This window comes from Paeniglutamicibacter sp. GQ140 (assembly GCF_059759235.1).
The window spans coordinates 87,559-111,015 of record NZ_JCAXDW010000010.1 but is presented as its reverse complement, the minus strand read 5'-3'; the positions used below and the strand labels follow the sequence as shown (position 1 = coordinate 111,015).

General features: G+C 65.8%; 19 protein-coding genes. 7 read left to right on the top strand and 12 right to left on the bottom strand.

The annotated features are described in order from the left end of the window. Nucleotides 1-64 precede the first annotated feature (64 nt). The 4 genes from AC6CHY_RS14505 to AC6CHY_RS14490 all read left to right on the top strand — a co-directional run bounded on the left by AC6CHY_RS14505 (nucleotide 65) and on the right by AC6CHY_RS14490 (nucleotide 4,040). On the top strand, nucleotides 65-1,402 hold the full coding sequence (locus AC6CHY_RS14505) for an isochorismate synthase (protein WP_498227151.1): 1,338 nt from the start codon (nucleotides 65-67) through the stop codon (nucleotides 1,400-1,402). Between the two features lie 159 nt (nucleotides 1,403-1,561). Then, nucleotides 1,562-2,350, top strand: coding sequence for an ABC transporter substrate-binding protein (locus AC6CHY_RS14500; protein ID WP_498227150.1), 789 nt, complete (start codon nucleotides 1,562-1,564; stop codon nucleotides 2,348-2,350). A gap of 92 nt (nucleotides 2,351-2,442) precedes the next feature. Continuing rightward, a complete protein-coding gene (locus AC6CHY_RS14495) occupies nucleotides 2,443-3,237 on the top strand; it encodes an amino acid ABC transporter permease (RefSeq protein ID WP_217389351.1) in 795 nt (264 codons plus the stop codon). An 11-nt stretch (nucleotides 3,238-3,248) separates the two neighbouring features. Then, the gene (locus tag AC6CHY_RS14490) at nucleotides 3,249-4,040 is read left to right on the top strand and encodes an amino acid ABC transporter ATP-binding protein (RefSeq protein ID WP_217389350.1); all 792 of its coding nucleotides are present in this window, start codon (nucleotides 3,249-3,251) and stop codon (nucleotides 4,038-4,040) included. A 241-nt stretch (nucleotides 4,041-4,281) separates the two neighbouring features. On the opposite strand, the gene AC6CHY_RS14485 is transcribed toward AC6CHY_RS14490, so the two are convergent. The 3 genes from AC6CHY_RS14485 to AC6CHY_RS14475 form a co-directional block, all read right to left on the bottom strand. Further along, complete coding sequence (locus tag AC6CHY_RS14485; RefSeq protein WP_498227149.1) at nucleotides 4,282-5,250, bottom strand: carbohydrate ABC transporter permease; 969 nt, start codon at nucleotides 5,248-5,250, stop codon at nucleotides 4,282-4,284. Beyond that, nucleotides 5,247-6,176 (bottom strand): carbohydrate ABC transporter permease, encoded by a 930-nt coding sequence (locus AC6CHY_RS14480; RefSeq protein WP_217389348.1) that lies wholly within the window; start codon nucleotides 6,174-6,176, stop codon nucleotides 5,247-5,249. The genes AC6CHY_RS14485 and AC6CHY_RS14480 overlap by 4 nt, the downstream gene beginning before the upstream one ends. Before the next feature lie 76 nt (nucleotides 6,177-6,252). Further along, nucleotides 6,253-7,569 (bottom strand): ABC transporter substrate-binding protein, encoded by a 1,317-nt coding sequence (locus AC6CHY_RS14475; protein ID WP_217389347.1) that lies wholly within the window; start codon nucleotides 7,567-7,569, stop codon nucleotides 6,253-6,255. 303 nt (nucleotides 7,570-7,872) lie between these two features. Here AC6CHY_RS14475 and AC6CHY_RS14470 point away from each other — a divergent pair, with 303 nt between their 5' ends. Together AC6CHY_RS14470 and AC6CHY_RS14465 are read left to right on the top strand one after the other, a co-directional pair. Further along, nucleotides 7,873-8,892 carry a LacI family DNA-binding transcriptional regulator gene (locus AC6CHY_RS14470; protein WP_217389346.1) on the top strand — a complete coding sequence of 340 codons (1,020 nt, stop codon included), beginning with the start codon at nucleotides 7,873-7,875 and terminating at the stop codon, nucleotides 8,890-8,892. Nucleotides 8,893-9,060: 168 nt separating this feature from the next. Beyond that, nucleotides 9,061-10,815: a glycoside hydrolase family 35 protein gene (locus tag AC6CHY_RS14465; RefSeq protein WP_217389345.1), complete on the top strand. Its 1,755-nt coding sequence runs from the start codon at nucleotides 9,061-9,063 to the stop codon at nucleotides 10,813-10,815. Nucleotides 10,816-10,850: 35 nt separating this feature from the next. Here the strand turns inward: AC6CHY_RS14465 and menD are convergent, their stop codons facing one another. The 3 genes from menD to AC6CHY_RS14450 form a co-directional block, all read right to left on the bottom strand. Continuing rightward, nucleotides 10,851-12,548, bottom strand: a complete 1,698-nt coding sequence (gene menD, locus AC6CHY_RS14460) for a 2-succinyl-5-enolpyruvyl-6-hydroxy-3-cyclohexene-1-carboxylic-acid synthase (protein WP_498227148.1) — start codon at nucleotides 12,546-12,548, stop codon at nucleotides 10,851-10,853. Nucleotides 12,549-12,745: 197 nt separating this feature from the next. Continuing rightward, nucleotides 12,746-14,821 (bottom strand): PhoX family protein, encoded by a 2,076-nt coding sequence (locus AC6CHY_RS14455; RefSeq protein WP_498227147.1) that lies wholly within the window; start codon nucleotides 14,819-14,821, stop codon nucleotides 12,746-12,748. A gap of 196 nt (nucleotides 14,822-15,017) precedes the next feature. Next, nucleotides 15,018-16,016 (bottom strand): o-succinylbenzoate synthase, encoded by a 999-nt coding sequence (locus AC6CHY_RS14450; protein WP_217389342.1) that lies wholly within the window; start codon nucleotides 16,014-16,016, stop codon nucleotides 15,018-15,020. A gap of 173 nt (nucleotides 16,017-16,189) precedes the next feature. Here AC6CHY_RS14450 and AC6CHY_RS14445 point away from each other — a divergent pair, with 173 nt between their 5' ends. Next, nucleotides 16,190-17,104 carry a phosphatase PAP2 family protein gene (locus AC6CHY_RS14445; RefSeq protein WP_498227146.1) on the top strand — a complete coding sequence of 305 codons (915 nt, stop codon included), beginning with the start codon at nucleotides 16,190-16,192 and terminating at the stop codon, nucleotides 17,102-17,104. Here AC6CHY_RS14445 and AC6CHY_RS14440 read toward each other — a convergent pair. The 6 genes from AC6CHY_RS14440 to AC6CHY_RS14415 all read right to left on the bottom strand — a co-directional run bounded on the left by AC6CHY_RS14440 (nucleotide 17,059) and on the right by AC6CHY_RS14415 (nucleotide 23,349). Next, nucleotides 17,059-18,258 (bottom strand): MFS transporter, encoded by a 1,200-nt coding sequence (locus AC6CHY_RS14440; protein WP_498227145.1) that lies wholly within the window; start codon nucleotides 18,256-18,258, stop codon nucleotides 17,059-17,061. The two genes, AC6CHY_RS14445 and AC6CHY_RS14440, sit on opposite strands and share 46 nt — an antisense overlap. Nucleotides 18,259-18,279: 21 nt before the next feature. Further along, nucleotides 18,280-19,116: an MBL fold metallo-hydrolase gene (locus tag AC6CHY_RS14435; protein ID WP_498227144.1), complete on the bottom strand. Its 837-nt coding sequence runs from the start codon at nucleotides 19,114-19,116 to the stop codon at nucleotides 18,280-18,282. Nucleotides 19,117-19,268: 152 nt separating this feature from the next. Continuing rightward, on the bottom strand, nucleotides 19,269-19,469 hold the full coding sequence (locus AC6CHY_RS14430; RefSeq protein ID WP_217389338.1) for a hypothetical protein: 201 nt from the start codon (nucleotides 19,467-19,469) through the stop codon (nucleotides 19,269-19,271). 180 nt (nucleotides 19,470-19,649) lie between these two features. Beyond that, nucleotides 19,650-21,086, bottom strand: coding sequence for a dihydrolipoamide acetyltransferase family protein (locus tag AC6CHY_RS14425; RefSeq protein ID WP_498227143.1), 1,437 nt, complete (start codon nucleotides 21,084-21,086; stop codon nucleotides 19,650-19,652). Next, complete coding sequence (locus AC6CHY_RS14420) at nucleotides 21,083-22,183, bottom strand: alpha-ketoacid dehydrogenase subunit beta (protein ID WP_498227142.1); 1,101 nt, start codon at nucleotides 22,181-22,183, stop codon at nucleotides 21,083-21,085. The genes AC6CHY_RS14425 and AC6CHY_RS14420 overlap by 4 nt, the downstream gene beginning before the upstream one ends. Continuing rightward, complete coding sequence (locus AC6CHY_RS14415; protein ID WP_336245106.1) at nucleotides 22,180-23,349, bottom strand: thiamine pyrophosphate-dependent enzyme; 1,170 nt, start codon at nucleotides 23,347-23,349, stop codon at nucleotides 22,180-22,182. Before AC6CHY_RS14415 ends, AC6CHY_RS14420 begins: the two co-directional genes overlap by 4 nt. Between the last annotated feature and the right edge of the window lie 108 nt (nucleotides 23,350-23,457).

Sequence of the window (23,457 nt, the reverse complement as noted above, 5' to 3'; positions counted from 1 at the left end):
CGCGGGTGAGCGGCGCCACTGCGCCTCCATGGCGGCCGTTTTCCGGCGGTAAGCTTGGCAGACCATGACTTCCCAACTTTCCGCCGCCTTGGGGGCCCAGGCCCCGGGCACAGTACCTAGCCTGCGCTCGATCACGATCCAACGACCTGCCATGAGCGAGCACGGCCTGCTCGATTACGTCGTCCGCGACGATTCCCTGGTATGGTCACGCCGTGGCGAGGGGACCGTCGGTTTTGGCCAGGTGGCGCGCTTTGAATCAACAGGCGCCGAGCGCTTCGCCGAGGCGCGCGCGTGGTGGGATGCGGTGGCCGCCGCCGCCGCCGTCGAGGACAACGTGAACCAGTCGGGCACGGGGCTAATCGCCTACGGGGCCTTTTCCTTTTCCTTTAGCAGCTCCTATGTCTCACGGTTGATCGTTCCCAGGATTGTCGTGGGCCGCAACGACGCCTGCAGTTGGATCACCTACACCGTCGCCGATCCCGGGGCCGAGCTGAGCGTGGAAGCAGCAGAGGCGGAGCTGGCGTCATTGCTGGAGGACTACTCCCCCGAACACGAACTGGACACCGGCATCGACCGGCTCGTCGCCGGGCAGATTTCCGAGGAATCCTATCTGGAGTCCGTGCGCAAGGGGGTCTCCGTCATCGAGTCCGGCGCCGTCACCAAGCTGGTCCTGGCCCGTGACGCCGTTGCCGAACTTGGCTCGCCGATCGCCGTGGCCCAGGTGCTGCGCCAACTGGCACTTCGCTACAGCGATTGCTGGACCTATTCGGTGGACGGGCTCATTGGTGCGACACCGGAAATGCTGGTCCGGGTGCGCGGCGACATTGCCGAGGCCCGCGTGCTGGCCGGCACCCTGGATCGCGCCACCGCCCCCAGCGGGGACGCGCACTACGCGCACCGCATGCTCCTCGAGGACGAGAAGCAACGCCATGAGCACCAGCTGGCCATCGACTCGTTGACCGAACAGCTCGGCCCACTGTCCTCGGGCATGGACGCGCCCGACGAGCCGTTCGTCCTGCAGCTGCCCAACGTCTGGCATCTGGCATCGGACGTGAAGGCAACCCTGGCCATCCGGGCGGACGGTTCGGTGCCGAGCATGCTGGATTTGACCGAGGTTTTCCATCCCACCGCGGCCGTGTGTGGGACTCCCACCAAGGAGGCCGGCTTGATCCTGCGTGAGCTTGAGGGCATGGATCGCGGACCTTACGCCGGTCCCGTGGGTTGGATCGACACACGCGGGAATGGTGAATTTGGCATCGCCCTGCGTGGTGGAGTGATTGAATCCCCGACCTCAATTAGGCTCTACGCGGGTTGCGGCATCGTCGCCGCCTCCGACCCGGCCGCAGAACTAGCGGAATCATGGGCCAAGATGCGTCCCATGCGCGAGGCGTTGGGCATTTAGCCACTGGATCGAGTCCAGACAACAATTGCACAACGGGACTTGTTTACCCATAGAAAATGAATGTAGCCTGTGAGGCACATCTCATGGGTCTGCGCTTCCGGTTAGAATGATCACCAACGCAAACCCTGCGAGCGATCACCAAGAGAAGGATCACACTCCATGCGGATTACATCAACTGTGCTCAAGTCATTGGCTGTAGCGGCCGTGGGGGCCCTCGCATTGACTGCCTGTGGCAGCAGCGACACCCCCGCTGCGTCGACGGATGCCAACGCCCTCAAGCTGATCAACGCCGGCAAACTCACTGTTTGCTCGGACATCCCGTACGAACCATTCGAATTCGTGAAGGACGGCAAGAACGTCGGTTTCGACATGGATGTCGCCGCCGAAATCGCCAAGGACATGAAGCTCGAGCTCAACGTGATCGATTCAAGCTTCGACTCCATCGAGTCCGGCCTCTTCAGGACCCAGTGCGACGTCGCGATTTCCTCTGTATCCATTACCCCAGAGCGCAAGGGGAACATGGACTTCTCCACCCCCTACATGGATGACGACCTCACCCTCGTTGCCAAGGAGGGCTCGGGGATCACCGATCTTGAGTCCGCCAAGGGCAAGAAGGTCGGCGTGCAGCAAGCGACCACCGGTGCCAAGTTCGCCAAGGAAAAGGGTCTTGAGGCCATCGGCTACGAGGACTCGGGCCTCCAACTCGCGTCACTGAAGGCCGGCACCACCGTGGCATCGCTGGGTAACCAGTCGGTATTGGGCTACGCCATCAAGAATGATCCATCGCTCAAGCGCGTTGCCGATTTCAAGACGGGAGAACAGCTGGGCATTGCAGTCCCGAAGGGCTCGGCGGCCATGCTGGAGCAGGTCAACACCTCGCTCAAGCGACTGACCGATGACGGTTCCCTGGCCAAGTTCACCGAGACCTGGTTCGGCGCGACCAACTAACATCAGCAACGCTTGATGCACGTACTCAGGCGAGGCCCTGGCTCCCGATCGGAACCGGGGCCTCTCCCCCTTTCACGGAAGGCTTCCATCCCATGGCCATGACAACACGTCAACGCGCCCGGTTAAGCAAACTCATCCAGATCGTCGTTTTCTTCGGTGTCATTCTCGCCGTGGTGCTGCAGGTCGACTGGAAAGTATTGAGCGAACAGTTCTTCGCGTTCGACAAGCTTGGCCCCATTTTCCCCGATCTGCTCACGATCGGCCTGAAGAACACCGTGTACTACACGGCCATATCCTTTGCCTTCGGCCTGACGCTGGGCCTGCTTCTGGCCCTGATGAAAATGGCCACCTTCGCCCCGTACCGCTGGTTCGCCACGGGATTTATTGAGTTCTTCCGAGGCATCCCCGCGATCTTGGTCCTCATCACCTTCGGATATGGCGTGCCGACCGCGTTCCCGGGCACGAGCTGGCCTCAGCCGGTCATCGTCATGGTTTCACTGGGCCTGGTTTCGGCAGCTTACATCGCCGAGACATTGCGTGCCGGTCTCCAGGCCGTGCCGAAGGGGCAGATCGAGGCAGCCCGCTCGCTGGGCATGCCGGCATGGCGTGCCATGGTCACCATCGTCATCCCACAGGCATTCAAGATCGTCTTGCCGCCGCTGACCAACGAAATCATCCTGCTGACCAAGGATTCGTCGCTGGCATTCATTCTCGGCGCAACCGCGGCACAGTACGAGATGACTAAGTTCGGACGCGACGGGATCGCCTCGCTGGGTGCAGGCATCACCCCGTTGATCGTGGCCGGCGCACTTTACCTCGTGATCACCATTCCATTGAGCCTCATCGCTCGAAAGTTTGAATCCCGTTCCGCACGGACGAAGCGATAGGGAACCTCCTCATGACTGACAACACCAACACCCCAGGCACGTTCAAGGCCTCAGGCGTGGACATTCGCGGCTTGCACAAGTCCTACGGCGACAACGAAGTACTCAGGGGCATCGACCTCGAGGTCAAGCCCGGCGAGGTAGTGTGCCTGATCGGTCCTTCGGGTTCGGGCAAATCCACCCTGCTTCGCTGCGTCAACCTGCTGGAGCAGCCCAACGCCGGAACGATCCACGTCGGCGGCTTCGACGCCACCGACCTGGACGTCAATCTGGACAAGATGCGCCAAAAGGTCGGCATGGTCTTCCAGCAGTTCAACCTGTTCCCTCATCTGACCGTCATGCAGAATTGCACGGTGGCGCAGACCAAGGTGCTCAAGCGCCCCGCGGCCAAGGCCAGGGCGGTTGCCTCGACCAACCTGGGTCGAGTGGGGCTTGGTGACTTCGGCGACCGCTTCCCGGACCAGCTCTCCGGAGGCCAGCAGCAGCGCGTGGCCATCGCCCGGGCGCTGTCCATGGACCCGACGCTGATGCTCTTTGACGAACCTACCTCTGCCCTTGATCCTGAGACCGTCGGAGAAGTGCTTGCCATCATGCGCTCGCTGGCCAAGGCCGGCATGACCATGCTGGTGGTGACCCACGAGATGTCATTCGCCAAGGAAGTCGCCGACCGGGTGATCTTCATGGACGGCGGCGTCGTCGTCGAGCAGGGGCCGGCCAAGGACGTCATCGGCAACCCGCAGCAGCCACGCACCCAGGACTTCCTCAAGCGCGTCCTCGATCCCACCCACGTGGAGATCGCGGAGTAGCTCGCTCAACAGCCGAGGGGGCGGCCAGCATCCATCCGGATGCCGGCCGCTCCTCTCGTTAACCCGCGACCCTCTGCTTGGGGAATTGGCCTCGCCACAACAAGTGGGGCGACCAAAAGCCAACTCGCGTTCACGCGCAAAGCAGCGTGGCCGGCACCCCGTTTTGGGGATGCCGACCACGCCATTTCATGTAGTCCCAGCGGGGGCACCGACTCGCCGCTACGCGGGAATCGGTTGGTCCCTATTTCAGGGCGCCCGCGGTCAGCCCGGCCTTCCAGAAGCGTTGCAGGAACAGGAAGAGCAGCAGCAGTGGAATGATCGAGACCAGGGCACCGATGACTACCAGGGCCATGGGAACCTTGCCGTTGGAGGCGAACCAGGACACCAGACCGACCGTGACCGGTTGCAGTGAGGAGTCGTTGATGACCATCGCCGGGAGCAGGTAGTTGTTCCAGATTTCGACGAAGTTGAAGAGGAAGATCGTGACCAACGCCGGCATCATCATGCGCAGGCCGATCCGGAAGTAGATCCCCACCTCTCCCAACCCATCGATTCGCGCCGCCTCGATGACCTCGTCGGGCACGGACTGCGCGGCAAAGACCCTGGACAGGTAGACGCCGAAGGGGCTGACGATGCTGGGCAGGATGACCGCCAACGGGTTGTTGATCAGCCCGACCTCGGAAAACATCAGGTAGAGCGGAAGGGTAAAGAGGATCTTGGGGATCAGGACGGCTGCAAGCACCACGCCAAAGACGACTTCTCTGCCGCGGAAGCTGTACTTGGCCAGCGCGTAGCCGGCCATGGAGGCGAGCAGGGTCGCTACGAGGGCTCCCACCCCTGCGTAGAAGATCGAGTTGAGGATCCAGCGCATGAAGATGCCGTCGCGGGAAGACAGCAGCTCGGCGACGTTGCTGCCCAGGTGCATTCCGTTGAACCAGAATCCGGGCGAGGAGAACTGCTCCCCCATGGGCTTTGACGCAGCGACCAGCAGCCACCAGATCGGCACCAGGAAGTAGACGGCGAAACAGCCCAACACAATGGTCACCACCAGGCGGCTGGTCAGCGACGTTTCCCGGTTGTTGCGGGGGTTCGAGCCCGATCCCCTGCCGAAGTTCCGGCCGGCGCGTGTACGCCCGGCGGATACCGCCGCGCCTCTGGTTTCGGTGTCGGTCGAGGCCAAGGTGTCATCTGCCGCTAGTTGTGTGCTCATGCGTCCGAGCCTCGGTTCGTGATCTTGAAGAAGGTGATGGAGAGGATGCCCACGAGCACCGCGAGAATCACCGAGGTGGCTGCGGCGTACGGATAGTTCTGTGCGGCTGTGGCTGCCTGGGCGGCCATGATCGGGGTGAACGACGAGTCGATGGAACCGCCCGAGACGCTTTGCAGCACCTTGGGCTCGTTGTACAGCTGCGCCGTGCCGATGATGGAGAAGACCGCAGTCAGGATGAGTGCCGGGCGCACCATGGGAATCTTGATGTGCCACGCGATGTTCCAAGCGGAGGCGCCGTCGATCTTTGCCGCCTCGAGGATTTCCCCGGGGATCGACTGGAGGGCGGAGTAGATGATGATCATGTTGTAGCCCGTCCAGCCCCAGGTCACGATGTTGGCAACCGACCACAGGACCATGTCCTCGCTCAGGAAGGGAATCTCGATCCCGAGGGGTGCGAGTAGGGCGTTGATCGGGCTCGAGGTGCCCGAGTAGAGGAATGACCACATGAGCGCGGCGATCACGCCGGGAACCGCGTAGGGAAGGAAGCTGGTGAGGCGGAAGAATCCCTTGGCTCGTGCCGAGCGTGAATCGATCAACAGGGCAAGCCCGGTGGCCAGGCAAAGCATGAACGGCACCTGGACCACCCCAAAGAGGAGCACCCGTCCGAGCGACTCGATGAACACCGGGTCGCTGAACGCCTTGAGGTAGTTGGTGAACGGTTCAAACACCATGGTGGGGGCCGTGAGCCCAAGACCGTCACGCTTGAGCACAAAGAGGCTGCGATAGACGGCGAAGCACAGTGGGGCCAGGTACATGCCAACGAATACCGCCACGAATGGCGCCAGCAGCAATGCCGCTGTTCGTGCCTGGCGGCCAATGGTTTTCGCCTTGGGGATCGGAGATCGGGTTGGGGTAACCACGCTCATGGTCTTGCTGCCTTCCGGTGCTTGCTACAGGGGTGGATTGCCGTGGCGGCCCAACGGGTCCGCCACGGCAATCGGACTACTCGGCGACGTTGATGCCTTGGCTCTTCATATCGTCAACCGTCGCGGTGCGGGCTTCGGCCAATGCATCGGCCAGCTTGCCGTTGCCTGCCCAGGCCTTGTTCAACCCGTCGTCAAGCTTCGTCGTGGTCAGTGGCATGTTGGGTCCCCAGGTCCAATCGGTGTTGACCTTCAGGGCCTCGTCCTTGAACACATCGAAGATCTTCTGCCCGGAGAAGTACTTGTCTTCCTTGCTCAGCTGCGGCAGGTCCAACAGCGCCTTGGCCGCCGGGTACAGGGCAGCCTTGTCGATCAGGTTGCCGTAGCTGTCCGCATCGGTGGACAGGAAGTTCGCGAACTTCCAGGCCGCTTCGGGGGTTTCACACCCCTTGAGCACCGCGGTGGCCGAGCCGCCCACGTTGCCCACCGACGGATTGGCCGCATCCCACTGCGGCATGGGGGCCACCGCCCACTTCCCGGCTCCGTCGGCCGCATCGCCCTTGAGGACTCCGGCTTGCCAAACAGCACCGACCAGGGTTGCGATCGAGCCGTCGCCCAATCCCTTGAACCATGCAGGGTCGTACATCGGCGCCTTGGCAATGGTGCCGGCGTCGACCAGTGACTGCCAGTATTCGGCAACCTTCTTGTTTTCCTCCGAGTCGACGGAAACCTTCCAGCTGTCCCCCTCGATCCCGAACCACGGTGCACCTGCCTGCCAGGACATACCGGCGTAGTCGTAGTTCGCGTACGGAGAGCTGATCTTGATCTTGGGATCGGCAGCCTTCAGCTTCTCGGCCGCGGCCTTGTATTCGTCCCACGTGGCTGGAACGTCGACGTTGTGCTTTTCGAAGAGTTCCTTGTTGTAGTACAGGGCCATGGGGCCGGTGTCCACCGGTGCCCCGAACACCTTGTCTCCGACCTTGACGCTGTTCCAGGCGAATTCAACGTATTCTGCCTGGTTGGCGGTGGCGAACTGCGAGACATCTTCAAGCGCGCCCTGCGCAGCGAAGCTGGTAAGGGTTTCGTAGCCTACCTGGCCCAGGCAGGCCGCGTTGCCGGCCTGCACCGCATTCAGCATCTTTTCGTAGCCGCCACGAGATCCGGGCTGGATTTCTTCGTACTTCACGACGATATCCGACTGGGATTCGTTGAATGCCTTGACACTGTCGGCATAGCCCGGGGCCCATCCCCAGAAGGTCAGCTCGGCCGGCGAGGCCGCTTCGGTGCTGGATGCCGCTGGAGCCGGGGCTCCGCTGGCGCCGCCGCACGCTGTCAGGGCGAGTGTCGCTGCGAGGGCACCGGCCGCGGCGATCCCCAAACGCTTGAAGCTCTTCATGTTTCCTCCAGTTGCTACCACCGGCTGGCCGGCATGTCTGTCAAAGGCTGGGACTTCGGGATTTCAACCCGACACCTGGACCTGCGCGGGATCTCTCGGAACAAGCGTCTGTGAGCCGCGCAACATTAGGCGTGAAAACCAGAATGCCATAGGTTGTTATCGATAACAAGTACCTTGATCGATTTCCCGGATACGTCCCATTTCATGGTCAAGGCTGGTTTGCATCACATAGAGTCACTTGATACGTAACACGCGCCCCCGGGCCCACGCACGCGACGCGCACTGAGAGAAAAGAAGGACTAGATGGCCCAGAAACCGCACCGCGCACCATCAATGCGCGATGTCGCCCAGCTAGCCGGGGTATCGGCGCAAACCGTTTCCCGAGTCCTGAGCGACCATCCGAACGTGCAGGCTGAAACACGCCAGGCCGTCAAGGAGGCCGCCCGAAGCCTGGGCTACCGCAGGAACGCCACAGCAAGGGCGCTGGTGACCGGGCGCAGCAACATGATAGGAGTGATCACCCTATCCTCCAGCTCGTACTCGCGCATGACCCTGATCGTCGGCATTGAACGTGAGGCGGCGGCGCGCGGGTATTCGGTGACCTTCGTGTCCATTACCGACCTCTCGGCCAGGTCGTTGGAAGCGGGCTTGAGTAGGCTCGTCACCCAGGGAGTGGACGGAATCATCACCGCTGTTCCGTTACAGGGATCCTCCGCCGAGGTCGAGAGCCTGTTGAATGAGGTTCCATCGGTGGCCATCGACTCCCCGCTCCCCGCGGGTCAGCAGGTCGCTGCCTTTGACCAGGTCCATGCCGCGAGGCTCGCGGTTGAACACCTGGTCGAGCGTGGCCACACCAATATTTGGCATGTCGCCGGCCCCAAGGACTGGGTGGAGTCCGACGCCCGGATCACCGGCTGGCGGGATGCCCTGGAGTCGGCGCAGCTGCAGGTCCCGCCTGAGATCTATGGCGATTGGAGCGCCGAGTCCGGCTATCGGGCAGGGCTGATCCTGGGGCGAATGCCCGATGTCACCGCGGTGTTCGTGGCCAGCGACGAGATGGCATTTGGACTGATCAAGGCGGTGTCCGAGCTGGGGCGTTCGGTACCCGAAGACATCTCGGTGGTCGGCATCGACGACATCGAGCTGGCGCCCTATTGCACTCCCCCATTGACCACCGTCCGACAGCCTCTGGAGGAGATCGGCCGCCATGCGGTGCGCCACCTGGACTCCGAACTCGGCGAAGACGACGGGCGCGGGCCGCGGACCGAGACCATGCTCATCACCCCCGAGCTGATCGTCCGCTCCAGCACCACAAACCGCTAAGGTCGCCAGGCTGCGCAACACACCCATTGCAAAAATAGTTGTTATCGATAACAATCGAATGACACACCAGCGTGAGTCGCGGGTGCCGTCCCGCACTGCGGCGGATGACCGGCACCGAAAATTTCGTGGCTGGGTAGCAGCTTCGAGCCAGAACCGAGGAACCAGAACGTGATCATCAGCGGAGCCATTCACTATTTTCGGACGCATCCCGAACAGTGGCGCAGCCGGTTGCACTGGCTCCGGCTCATGGGGCTCGACACCGTCGAAACCTATGTGGCTTGGAACGTCCACGAGCCCCGCCAGGGAGAATTCAATTTCAGCGGCGGCGCCGATCTGGAGCATTTCGTGGATCTTGCGGCGCAGGAAGGGCTCAAGGTCATCTTGCGTCCTGGGCCCTATATCTGCGCCGAGTGGGACAACGGCGGACTGCCCGCCTGGCTCACCTCCCAACCGGGAATTCGGGTCCGCACCCGCGACGCCCGCTACGTTGCGGCCGTCGAGGCGTTCTTTGACGAGTTGCTGCCGCGCATGGTGCCACTGCTGGAAACCCGCGGCGGCCCGATCAGCATGGTGCAGGTGGAAAACGAATATGGGTCCTTCGGTTCCGATGCCCATTACCTGGATCTCGTGCACAAGGCCCTCGTCGAACGCGGCGTGGATGTACCGCTGTTTACCTCCGATGGGCCCGAGGACCACATGCTCACCGGAGGCATGGTCCCGGGAATCGCCGCAACGGCGAACTTCGGCTCGGGCGCCGGCCCGGCATTCGCCAACTTCCGCCGGCACCGCCCGAACGACCCGCTTTTTTGCATGGAGTTCTGGAACGGCTGGTTCGACCACTGGGGCGAAGAGCACCACGTTCGCCAACCCCAGGACGCGGCCGACGCCCTTGATGAATTGCTGTCCATGGGCTCCTCGGTGAACCTTTACATGGCGCACGGCGGCACCAACTTCGGCACGGGTGCCGGAGCGAACTTCGATCCGCCCCAGGCGGTGGCCAACGGCACCTACCAGCCGACGGTGACCTCCTACGACTACGACGCCCCCTTGGACGAACGTGGCGCGCCGACGGCAAAGTTCCACGCCTATCGACGGGTGATCGCGAAGTACCGTGAGGTTCCGGCCCTTGAAGATTTCCGCGAGCCGCTGTTGCCGCCCACCGAGCTCTTCGCGGAATCCGCGCCCGTGAGCATGCGTGCCTATATGAATCTGCTCGCAACCACCGGGAACCCGGAGGTGGAGGCCGGCCATCCGCTGAGCTTCGAGGAGCTGGGCCTATCCCACGGCGTGGTCCGTTATGCCACCACGATCCCAGGTCCGCGCCGCGCCTACCCGTTGAGCATCGACGGACTCAACGACCGCGCCCACTTGGTCATTGACGGGAAGATTGTCCATGTCTTCCAACGCAACGACCAGCGAGCCTTCGAGTTGCCGGTACCGGCGGGCGGGCTGGCAATTGAGCTCTACGTCGAATCCATGGGCAGGGTCAATTACGGCAGGCTAGTCGGGGAACGCAAGGGCATTGTGGGCGCGGTGCTGCATGAACGCCAGGAGCTTCACGGCTGGCGAATGACCGCCATGGAACTCCCCCGGGTCCCGGCAGCCACATTGCTGGGCCAGGCGTCGAAGGCTTCACCACACGAGGCCGCATTCCACGCCTTCGGCTTTGGCGCCGATGCCGCGGCGGATGGGTTCATCGACATGTCGGGCTGGGGCAAGGGCTATGTCTGGGTCAACGGTTTTTCCCTGGGACGCTTCTGGGATGCAGGGCCGCAGTCCCGGCTTTTTGTCCCCGCCCCGGTTGTGCGGCCAGGTGCAAACCAGGTGCTCATCCTGGAATTGGACGGCACAAGCGCGGGGCCGCCACGGATCCTCTCGTCCCCGCACCTCGGCGAGGGAGCGGCTCCGGTGGCACCGCAGTAGCTCTTCGGTGCCCTACCGGATGACGCCAGTTGGGCCTAGCGTGTTTCCGGCCAGCCAAGTTCGTTGACTTGAGCCGCGATCCGGGCATGCATGGCGCGCAGTCCCGCTCGGGGCACCGCGACCTCGATGATGCGCCGGGTTCCCGGGGTTTGCAGCGCCCTTCTGAGCTCCTCCACGGTGTCCACCGCCAGGTAGTCCCATCCGAAGGCCGCGGCCAGCGCCTGGATCCGCACCCGGTGCGGGGTGGCAAAGAGCCTTTCGACCGCATTTGCGTAGCGCCCGGATTCCTCGACCGCACCGTGTTCGAGGGTGGAGAAGATGGCGCCTCCGGCATCGTTGAGGACCACCACATCCATCTCGGGCGTGGGCTCGCCCTCACCGATCAGCAGCCCACCCACGTCGTGCAGGAACGTCACGTCCCCGACCAGGAGCGTGGTCTTCGTCCCGCCACGTGCCTGGGCGATGCCCGTGGCGGTGGCCACGGTTCCGTCGATCCCGGCCAGGCCCCGGTTTGCGTAGACGCTTGCGACTGCCCTTTTCGCGGGCTGTCCGCAGAGGTCGGCGTCGCGGATGACGTTCGAGGACCCCAGCACGAGGTTCCCGTGGGACAACTCCCAGACCTCGCGGGCAACCACCGGTCCGTTCAGCCCCGCACCGGCGGCGATGGATGCCTGGATGGCTTCCTCTGCCCGCTTGCCCAGGCGCTCCCATTGTCCCAGCCAGCCCTCGGGGGCCACCCCGGCGAACTCCACCAGTGCGGCGGGATCGGCGACGATCCGCTCGCGCCTGCGTCCCGGTTCGAACCATGGGGCCGGTGCCGGAGACCAGAGGGCCGAGTCGATGTTCGGGTTTCCCAGCAGCATGCCGACCGGCCGGCTGAGGGTCGGTCGGCCGAAGAGGACCACGCGTTCGATGCGTGCCATGTGCTTGGCCAGCAGGGTGCGGTAGGGGCCGACGGCGTTGGGCCCGAACCGGGCGTTGGAACTTGGCTCCGCAAAAAGCGGCAGTCCCAGGGTCCTGGCGAAGTCCTCGGCCTCCGGGCCGGCTCCGTGTCCCGCAACCACCACGGTTCGGTGTTCGGACACCGGGATGTGGTTCTTCCACCCCGGCTCCGCATTCAGCTCGAGTGCAACGGGTGGGACAATGATGTTGGCCCCGAAATCCGGGAGCCTGTCCCCCGGATCGGGGATGAGCGGGTCCCGGAAGGCCACGTTGACCTGCACCGGGCCGGGAGCCGATGCCTGCGATCCGCGGACCGCCGACATTGCCTTGGCAACCAGCGGTTCCGGATCCGATCCGGCCGGGATGCTGACGCTGCGGCGCACGTGCACCCCGAACAGGTCGACCTGGTTGGTGGTCTGGTTGGCTCCGGTGCCGTGCAATTCGGTGGGGCGGTCGGCCGAGAGCACCACCAGCCCGGCCCCGACGTGGTTGGCCTCCATGACCGCCGGCAGCAGCTCCCCCACCGCGGTGCCCGAGGTGGTCACCACGGCCACCGGGGCACCTCCGGCCAGGCTGAGGCCCAGCGCGGTGAATCCCGCCCCGCGTTCGTCGATGCGCACATGCAGGCGAATGGTGCCCGCTGCCTCGGCCTCCGCCAGGGCGTAGGCCAGCGGTGCACTGCGCGATCCGGGGCAGATCACCACGTCGCGAATCCCGTGGGTCTGCAGTGCGGCCAGCAGGAGGCGGGCAACATCCATGGAGGCGAGTTCGGGAACGGAATCAGTTGGCATGCCTTCCATCCTAATTCCGTGCCCGACCAGAACCGTTCCGCCGCCATGGGCAATTGGCGATGTGGCGGCCAACATCCTGCCGTTCCCGACGGCACGCAGCCGGAAAGGCCCCCGGGCAGGCAAAAGGCCCCTGGCTGCGACGGTTCGTGAACCGCCGCCGCGAGGGGCCTTGCTCTCCGCCTACGGTGCGGAGTGGGTTACCTCCTGGGCCCGTTTCCCTTGGCCGAGGAGAACACCTGAACCACCGAGGGACGCGGGCCGTAGACCTGGCCGCGCTTTGCCTTGGAGGGGCTGAGCACGTAGTCGGGGAAGAACGACGTCGGATCCTGGTAGGTGCCGTTCTCGCCCGGGTGCTGGACGGCGACGAAGACCGAGCCGTCGCGGTCGTGGATCAACGGTCCGCAGGTTTCCGCCCCGGCCGGAACGGCCAGGAACTGCTCGACGCGTCCGCGCTCCGCACCGGTCAGCGTGACCTTGTGCAGGGCGTCGCAGTAGCCGATGGTGCCCGGCTGCCCGTCGGTGGAGATCCAGAGGTTTCCCTTGGAGTCGAAGGCCAGGTTGTCCGGGCAGGAGATCGGCGAGACCTTGTCCTTCGGGTAGCCCGAGAAGTAGGTGCTTTCATCCTTGGACGGGTCGCCGGCCACCAGCAGGATGTTCCAGCCGAATTCGGTGGCCGTCGCGTCGTTGTTGCGTTCGGTCAGCTCGATCACGTGGCCGTCGCGGTTCTTGGTGCGCGGGTTCGCTTCGTCCACGGTCGCCTTGCCGGTGGTGTTGCGCTGGGTGTTGTTGGTCAACGCAATGTAGAGCTTTCCGGTGACCGGGTTCGGCTCCACATCCTCGGGACGGTCCATCTTGGTGGCACCGACCTTGTCGCCGGCCAGGCGGGTGTAGACGAGCACTTCCTCCACGCTCATGTCCGGAACCATGGAGGCGCCGTCCTTGACCAGCGGGATCCAGCTGCCCGAGCCGTCGAATGCCCCGTCGGAAGGCACAGTGGCCGAGCCGTCGATCTGGGCCGCCGGGGAATTGCCGGAGAACTTGGCGACGTAGAGGTCGCCCTCGGAGAGCAGGGTCATGTTGTGCTTGCGGTCCCCGCGGCGGTACTTGGCCTTGGAAACGAACTTGTAGACGTAGTCGAAGCGCTCGTCGTCGCCCGAGTAGGCAACGACGCGGCCGTCGGCGGCGATGCGCACGTTGGCGCCCTCGTGCTTGAAGCGTCCCAGCGCGGTGTGCTTCACCGGGGTGGAGGACGGGTTCTGCGGGTCGATCTCGACGACCCAGCCGAAGCGGTTGATCTCGTTCTCGTAGCCCGGGTTGCGGGCGGAGAAGCGCGGGTCCACGTCCTCCCAGCCGCGTTCGGTCGCCTGGTCGGCAATGCCGTAGCGCGCGTCGGTGGACGAACCGGTGCCGCGGAAGTACTGGTTGAAGTTCTCCTCGCCGGAGAGCACGGTGCCCCACGGGGTGGTGCCGCCGGCGCAGTTGTTCAGGGTGCCCAGCACCGTGCGTCCCTCGGGATCGGCGACGGTCTTGAGCAGGTCGGACCCGGCGGCCGGGCCGTCGACGGCGAAGGGGGTGGTGGCGGTGATGCGGCGGTTGCGCTCGCCCCCGCGGACGTAGGTCCAGGGGGTGCCGCTCTTGACGCGCTTGACCTCGACCACGGAGAAACCGTGGGCGGCCATCGCGATCTTCGCGGCCTCGGCCTTGTTGGCGGCGAACCAGGCCGGATCGAACATCAAGTCTTCGTTGGTGTATTCGTGGTTTGCCACCAGCACGCCCGAGCGGCCCGAGTACTTGTCCACGATGATGTTCAGGTAGTCGTTGTTGTAGCCGAACTGGCCGGCCTGGCGCTTGGCGCTCTGCGCGGTGATGTCGAATTGCGCGGTGTTGTGGAACAGCGGATCGCCCCAGCGGATGATCGGCGCCCAGTCGTAGCCCTCGGGCACGGTCATGGCGTCGGTGGTGCGCGGCACCGGGGCGATGGCCTTGAAGGCCAGCTTGCCGCCCCCGTTGGGGGCCACCACGGTGTCGGCCCGGGCAGCGGAGGCGCCAACGGTCTCGACGCCGACCACCAGAGCGGCGGATGCCACGGCCCCCAAGCCGAGGATGGAGCGGCGGCTCAGTGCCGCGTCGGCAATGTCCCGGAAGTAGCCGTTGTCGCTGGTGTTGCAGACGTCTTTGGCGCACGCGTTGCCGCACTTGAAGTGGCAGGTCGCGGCATCGCGGTTGCCACGGGTGTGGCCGAGCATGGGAAGGAACGTACGTGTGAGGCTCATGGTTTTCTCCGTGCAACGCTATCGAGTGGATGACTTCGGCTCTTAGCGTTCCAGCCACCGGTGAGCGACGGGCCGCCGCAGGGTTAACGGCGGGTGACCGGGAGGAGTCGTTTTCGGCCCGCGGGACTGAATTGTGAGGTGGATCTCGCCCGTTGCGCGTGTCGCGGCACCGGCCGGGGACCGATACCTGCCTCGGTCAGGCGCCTGCCCGGCGCAGTTGTTCGTGGCAGTCGGCCAGCCGCTGCCGCCAGAAGGCCAGGCGGCCGGCGTCGACCGCGTGCCGGCGCAGCAGCTCCGGGTCCGCGGCGATGTCCCTGAGCCGCAGTGACCCGTCGACGGCGATGAACCTGTCGGCGGTGACGTCCGCGGACAGGAGCGAGCCTGTCGCAAGCCCGCAGGCGTAGGGCAGCTCCGGCAGCGCGGCGGCCAGTGCCGCACCCTGCCGCAGGCCAATAGAGGTGTCCAGCGCCGAGGACACGACGGCGGGCAGGCCGGCGTCCCGCACGATCTGCAGGGCCCGGCGCACCCCGCCCAGCGGCTGGGCCTTGATCACGATCAGGTCGGCGGCGCCCGCGCGGGCCACCGCCAGCGGGTCGGACTCCTTGCGCACCGATTCATCGGCGGCAATCAGGATCCCCAACCCGCGGCGGGCCACCTCTTCGCGCACCCGGGCCAGGGCCTCGATCCCGGCCACGGGCTGCTCCGCGTATTGCAGGGAGAAGCCTGCCAGCGCCTCCAGCGCCTCCATTGCCGCGCCGTGGGTCCATCCGGCGTTGGCGTCGATGCGGATGGCGGCGTCCGGGAGCAGTCGGCGGACCTCCGCCACCCGGGCGACGTCCTGGGCGAGGTCCTGGCCCTTCTCCGCGACCTTGACCTTGATGGTGTGCGTGGCGTCGTAGGAGGCCAGGACGGCCTCAATGCGTTCGGGGCCCACGGCCGGCAGCGTGGCGTTGACCGGAACACTGCCGCGGACCGGATCCGGGTAGCCTTCCCATGCCGCCTCGATGGCCGAGCGCAGCCACGAGGCCGCCTCGGGGGCCCCGTACTCCAGGAAGGGCGAGAACTCGCCCCAGCCGGCCGGTCCCTCAAGGAGCAGCGCCTCGCGGTGCCGCACCCCGCGGAATTGCACCGTCATGGGCAGGGTCACCACATGCGCGGCATGGATGAGTTCGTCGAGTCCGGGCAGCTGGTTCATGGTTTCCAGCCTATCGGCAGCGACACCGCGGCGCGTCGCCGGCTGCGGGGCCCCCGGTTCCGGACGGTCGGTGTCCAGGCCCTGGCTGCCCGGCGAACCGGTGGGATAAAGCCCACGTTCCGGGCACGCGACGGCGAAATTGTGAAATCCTAGTGGCAATGAGTCCTTCCACCATGCCTTCCACGACAGTCGCCCCGGGCCGCGCCCTGTGGCCCTGGTATGGCGCGCTGGTGTTGATCGCGGCAGCCTTCTGGGCGTGCTTCACCTTCTTCGTCAACACCAAATTGGGGCAGTGGATCGACGAGGCCGCGCTGCTGGGCGGGGAGGCCTTCCTGGCGGCCGACAAGACCCGCGGCCCGGCCCTGGCCTTCCTGGACTACATGCCCGCGGCATCTGCGCTTGCGGCGGGCGCGTTCGTCCTTTTTGCCCTGGTTCGGCGGCGCGACTTCCTTCGCCCTGCGGTGGCCGGGGCACTGTTGCTGGGAGCCGCCGGCACCACCCAGCTGCTCAAGCACGTGGTGCTGGAGAGGCCCGACCTGAACATCTCGGCGGCGGCCATGAACTCGTTCCCTTCCGGGCACACCACCTTTGCCGCCGCCGCCATGGCCGCGATCTTCATCGTCACCCCGGACGCGCACCGGCCCCTGCTGGCCCTGCTCGGATGGGGGTATGCCGCGATTGCCGGGGCCTCGACCCTGGTGCTGGGCTGGCACCGCCCGAGCGACGTGATCGCCGCCTATCTGGTGGTGGCCTGGTGGTGCGTGCTGGCGGGATTGTTCCTGCGCCATGCGCACGGGAGTTCAGCGGCCCCCGGGAGCGGAGGCCATGGCCCGCGGCCCGCACCGGAAAGGTTCCTGCGGGTCCTCGCGAGCCTCGGCGCATTGGCCGTGGCAGGCTCCCTGGCGCTGGCGCTGGTGATGCCGCACCCGGCCATCGGGACCGTGGGAAACGGACCGCTATTGCTGTTTCTGGCGGTGGGCCTGGCCCTGGTGCTGGGTACGGCGATGGTCGCCGGCCTGTTCGTGCACGTGCTGTTTGCCCGTTACGGGGCTCCCATTCGCCGGCGGTTTGTCCGCGGAATGAAGTAGCCGAAGATCCCCGCCCCCAGCAGGGCCACCCCGCCGATGGCCCAGACCCCGGCGCCCAAAGTCGCCGTGGCCACGAGCGCCGAAAGCACCACCGGCCCGGCCATCGCCCCGGAGTCGGACATCAATCGCCAAAGCCCCAGGAACTTGGCCCTGCCCGCCACCGGCGAATAATCGGCGCCCAGGGTCATCACGATTCCCGAGCCGATGCCGTTGCCGAACCCCAACACCATGGCCACCGCCATCATGCTCGGCACGCTGTGGGTCAGCGGCAGCAGGAACAACGCCAGGGACATCACCACCATGCACGGCACCGCCACCCACACCCGTCCGCGCTTGTCCATGACCTTGCCGGCCGGGTAGAAGATGAGCATGTCAATGGCTCCGGAGACGCCGTAGACCAGGGAAATGGTGGCGGCGTCCAGCCCGATGTTCTCTCCCCACAGGGGAAGCACGACCTGTCGGGTGGAGCGCACCGCGGTAATGCACACGATGCCCAGCCCGATCCCCAGCAGTATCCGCCACTGGTCCTTGGCGATGCTCCACATGGATCCGCCGGCACGGCTTTGGCCCGTCTCCAGCGGTGCGCGCGATTCCAGGTCGGGGATCCGGAAACACACGATCATCGCAACCAGCATCGCGGCCATTCCCACCCAGTAGGCACCGGCGATCCCCAGCCACGTCATGGCCAGGGTTGCGGCAAAGGGCCCGATGAACACCCCGATGCGCATGACCCCGCCCAGGGTGGACATGGCCCTGGCCCTGAACGCCAGCGGGACGGCCTCGGCCAGGTAGCTCTGGCGGGCCAGGTTGAAGACGGCGCCGGCCATGCCCAGCATGGTGACGCCCACCGCAAAGAGCGCCAGGTTGGAGGGGACGATGCCCAGCACCATGCCCATCGAGGCCCAGGCGGCGGCCGCGACCATGGCCAGGCGTTCGCCGAATCGCGTCGTGAGCATGGCGGCCGGTACGTTGGAAATCAGCGAGCCGACGCCGACCAGGGTGACGATCAATGCCGCCGTGGCCAGATTGGCCCCGCGGTCCAGTGCTGACAGGGCAATGATGGGCGTCACCGCGCCCAGCCCCAGCCCGTAGAGCAGGGAGGGTGAGTACACCTTCACCGCGATCCGACGCAGGCTGAAGGGTTGCTCACTCATGCATTCATCCTACGCAACCGGTTATGGCAATAATTCACTCAGCCTTTGCAGGAAGATCGTCGACTGTTCAGGTCCGTACGGCAACAGCTCCAACTGGTAGGCGGTGGGGTCGAAGCTTCCGGCCGGCCAGGACGCCACGATTTGCTTCCCCTCCCGGATGGCGGCGAGCATTTCCCGGTGCTGGCGGCGAACGAAGTCCACGTCCACCACGTTGCCGTGCCCCGGGACGATCACCGTGTCCCGGCCGCATTGCTCCCCGAGCCTGCCCAGCAGGTCGGCCCAAAGAGCGGGGTCGGCGTCCTCGAAGTTTGGCGGGCCGCCTTCCTCGACCAGGTCCCCGGTGAACAGGATCCGGCCGCAGCGCACCAGCAGGTCCCCGGTCGTATGCCCGCTCCCCAGGCCAAAGAGCTCCATGTTGACGCCGCCGAGTTCGAGGACCTCACCGCTGTCGGCAACGATCCCGGAGGGGACGACGATTCCCGAATACGGACCCTGGCGCAGGGCCATTTCCGGTTCCAGGAACCGTACCAACTGGCGCTCCGCATCCCCGTGCCCGCGCAGGTGTTCCGCCGCGGCGGCAGTGGCGTGGAAGTCCTCCACGTCGTGGGCGGCGAAATACTTGTTTCCAAAGACGTGGTCGCCGTGGGCGTGGGTGTTGACCACCAGCAGGGGAAGGTGGGTGATCCGGCGAATTGCGGCGTACAGCCCCGCGGCCTCGCGCGGTCCGGAGCCGGTGTCGATGACCGCGGCCCGATCCTCGCCCACGATCAGTCCGGAGTTCATGGAGAAACCCTGATGGTGCATCCGCCAGCAGTGCGCGTCAAGCTGTTCAACGTGTGGCACCAGTTGCTGCATCATGGCGGGATCCCATTTCCTCGGTTCCGGTCTGCACCGGTGTAGCGGCGCTTAGCTCATTCTGCACGAAAACGCGCCGGGGCAAAATCAATTGCCCGGGGACCGCAGGCCGGTCCCCGGGGCAATCGTGCCGCACCACCAGGGAAGGGCAGGCGCTAGGGAACGGTGATCTTGATCTTGCCGAAGGGGACGGACTCATCGACGAAGGCCTGCTCGGAAACGCCGCCGAGTCCACGGATGTGGACCCCGTATTTACCCTCGGCGACCGATTCCCGGAAGATGGGCATGATCGTCTCGATGTGGAGTTCGTCCTTGCCTACAAGGTAGTGCTCGTATTCTGCAGGTAGCTTTTCCATGGCATCAGGATAGTGGGTCGGGGCCTCTTTCAATAGGGGTGGCGGGATCGCGAAGGAACACGTCATCCAGTGGATAAGCGCGGGCTCTGCCCGACTGCCACCGACACACCGGTGCCCGCGGCGAGGATTGGGGAGCAACCTGTCGCCGCGGGCACCGGTGGGCCGCGAGCCCGGGAACCGCTACAGGTCCGCGAGCACCGCGGCGGGGTTTTCCATCGCGTCCGCCACGAAGCGCAGGAACCCTGCGGCCGTGGCGCCGTCACAGACCCGGTGGTCGAAGGCCAGCGTCAATTCGGTGACCTTGCGCACCGCAAGCTCGCCGCCCACCACCCAGGGCTTGTCGATGATCCGCCCGACGCCCAGGATGGCCACCTCCGGGTAGTTGATGATGGCCGCGGAGCCGTCGACCCCGAAGACCCCGTAGTTGTTCAGGGTGAACGTGCCGCTGGTGAGTTCGGCAACGGTGGCCTTCCCGGAACGGGTGACCTCGGTGAGCCGGGCCAGCTCGGCATTCAGGCCGCGGGCGCTGAACTGCTGAGCGTTGCGGATGGCCGGCACCATGAGGCCGCGGTCGGTCTGCGCCGCGATGCCGAGGTTGATGCCGTCAAAGCCGATGATCTCGGCGTCCCCTTGGGCGTTGTGTTCGATGCGGGTGTTCAGCGCCGGGTACTTTTGCAGCCCGGCGACCACGAAGCGGGCGATGAAGGCCAGGATGCCCGGGGTGTTCTCCGGGTCCGTGGACTTCATCGAGGCGCGCAGCGCCAACAGGTTGGTCGCATCCACGTCCACCCACACCGTCGCCTCGGGGATTTCGCTCCGGGACCTGGCCATGGCCTGGGCAATGGTCTTGCGCACGCCGCTGATCGGGGTCCTGGAGGCGATGGCCAGGCCCGAGCGCGCATCGAGTTCCCCCGGGGTCGCGGCGGCGGCAGGTGCCGACGCCTGGGCGGTTGCGGTGGCGCCCGCCGGTTCCGGAGCCGAAACGGTCGCAGCCGCCGCCGTGCCCGCGGACGCCGCCTCGACATCCGAGCGCAGGACCAGGCCTCCGGGACCACTGCCCGTGACGGCGGCGATGTCGATGCCGCGATCCCTCGCCAGCTTGCGGACCAACGGGGAAATGACCAGCGGGGCGCGTCGGGGTTCGGCCGCGACGGTGCGTTGCGGCGCGGCGGGTGTTTCCGCACCGGAGCGCGGACGGCGCTTGCGCGCGGTGGCCGACAGACCATCGGGAGTCCCGTAGCCGATGAGCACGTTGCCCGAGCCCTGGCCGGCCGGGGCCTTGGTGCCTGCGCGCTCCTCTTCGCGGTAGCTCTGGGCCCTCTCGCGCACCGGCACCGTGGCCTGCGGTTGCGGCTTTGCGGCCGGCGCGGTCGCGCCTTCCTCGAGCACCGAGAACAGCGGGGAGTCCACCATGACCATTTGTCCGACGCTGCCGTGGAGTTCGTGCACGGTCCCGGCGTAGGGGCTTGGCACTTCCACCATGGACTTGGCGGTTTCGACCTCCGCCACGGGTTGGTCGATGACGATGGTGTCCCCGACGGCGACCAGCCACTTCACCAGCTCGGCCTCGGCCAGGCCCTCGCCCAGGTCCGGCAGCAAAAAGGTCTTCACGCTCATGCCCCTTCCTCCCATTGCAATGCGTCAACGGCATCCAGGATGCGGTCAACGGACGGCAGGTAGTACTTTTCGAGTTTCGGTGCCGGGTACGGGGTGTCGAACCCGGTCACGCGCAGCACCGGGGCCGCGAGCGAGTGGAAGCAGCGTTCCTGGATGCGGGCCACGATTTCACTGGAGACGGAGGCAAAGCCCGGCGCCTCGGCAATGACGACCGCCCGTCCGGTCTTGCGCACGGATTCGCAGATGGTCGCGTCGTCCAGCGGGACGATGGTGCGCACGTCGATGACCTCGAGGCTGCGGCCTTCCAGTGCGGCTGCCTCGGCCGCCGCCATGGCGGTGGAAACCGAGGGCCCGTAGGCGATCAGCGTGGCGTCGGTGCCGGAGCGCGCAATGGCCGCCCGGCCCTCGGTCGGCGGCACGGCGTCGGTCTCGTGCGAAATGCGCAGCGCGTCCAGGTCGACCTGTTCCTTGGTCCAGTACAGCTTCTTGGGTTCCATGAAGATGACCGGGTCCGGGGAGTCGATGGCCTCGCGGAGCATCAGGTAGGCGTCGGTGACGGTGGCCGGGGTGAAGACCTTCAGCCCCGGGGTATGCGCGTAGTAGCTTTCGGAGGAGTCGCAGTGGTGCTCCACTCCCCCGATGCCGCCGGCATACGGGATGCGGATGACCATCGGCAGCGGCATCCGGCCCTTGGTCCGGTTGTGCATCTTGGCCACGTGCGAGGCGATCTGCTCGAAGGCGGGGTAGGCGAAGGCGTCGAACTGCATCTCGATGACCGGGCGCATCCCGTTCATTGCCATGCCGATGGCCATGCCCACGATCCCGGATTCGGCCAGCGGCGTGTCGAAGCAGCGTCCGGTGCCGAAGCGCTTGGTCAGCCCGTCGGTGATGCGGAAGACCCCGCCGAGCACCCCCACGTCCTCGCCGAAGACCAGGACCGAGTCCTCTGCCGCCATGGAGTCGGCCAGGGCGGTGTTCAGGGCCTTGGCAAAGGTGACCGGCTGGGTGCCGGTGTCGGCGCTGCGCGCCGCTGCCGCGGCGGTTGCGGCACTGACATGGCCTGTTGCGGCCGATGACGTGGTTGCCGTGGGGCTCATTTTGCGTCCTCCTCGCGGGCGAGTTCGTCGGCCAGCAGGGCGGCCTGCTCGGCCAGTTGGGTGGTTTGGGTGGAGAAGACATGGGCGAAGAGATCGGCCGGGGCCGGGTTGTTTTCCGAGTTCATGCCGTCGCGCAGCGCCTGCGCCACGGCCTCCGCGCTGGCGGCGATCCGTGCCTCGGTGGCCTCCGGGAGCAGGCCGGCCTCCTGGAGGTAGCTGCGCATGCGGGTGACGGGGTCCTTGGCGATCCAGCCCTGGACCTCCGCATCGTCGCGGTAGCGGGTGGCGTCGTCGGCGTTGGTGTGGGCCTGCATCCGGTAGGTGTGGGCCTCGACCAGCAGCGGTCCGTTGCCCTCGCGGGCCAGGCGCACGGCGCGGCCCAGCACGGCCAGCAGGGCCACCAGGTCGTTGCCGTCTACGCGCTCGCCGGCCATGCCGTAGCCGACGGCCTTGTGTGCCAGGGACGGTGCAACCGATTGCTGGGAGAGCGGAACCGAGATCGCGTATTGGTTGTTCTGCACGAAGAAGATCACCGGCAGGTTGAAGACCGCGGCAAAGTTCAGCGCCTCGTGGAAGTCGCCCTCGGATGTGGCGCCGTCGCCGCACATGGCAAGCACCACGGTGTCCTCGCCGCGCAGCTTGGCCGCGTGGGCAACCCCCACCGCGTGCAGCAGCTGCGTGGTCAGCGGCGTGGACTGGATGGACACCTTGTACTGCTTGGGGTCGTATCCGCTGTGCCATTCGCCGCGGAACCCGGCCATCACTTCCATGGGCGCGACGCCCTTGGCCATGACGGCCACCGTGTCGCGGTAGGTGGGGAACATCCAGTCGTCTTCCCCCAGGCACAGCGCGGCCGCGACCTGGGCGGCCTCCTGTCCATGGCTGGAAGGGTAGACGGCCATGCGGCCCTGCCGCACCAGGGCGGAGTTCTGGTCGTTGACGCGGCGGCCGATGACCAGCTGCTCGTAGGCATCCACCAGGGCCCTGGGGCTGGGCAGCGGGTACTCGTGCCCGGGTTCGGCGCCCTGCTCCCCGGCGGGGTGAAGCTTGCCGTTGATGTCAAGCATGTGGATTTCGGTCCGGGCCGGAAGCATGTAGTCCTCGGGCGTAATCCCGAACTTGCTGCTCACCTGCTCAATGGCTTCGCGCGCTTCTGTGTTTGTCACGGTTCACGCCTTTCTCTTGTGCGGTGGGACGCAACCGTCCGGGTGGCCCGCCATTGCGTCAGTTCTTGCCTTAAGTATCGGTATTTTCGATGAAATGTATCCAGCATC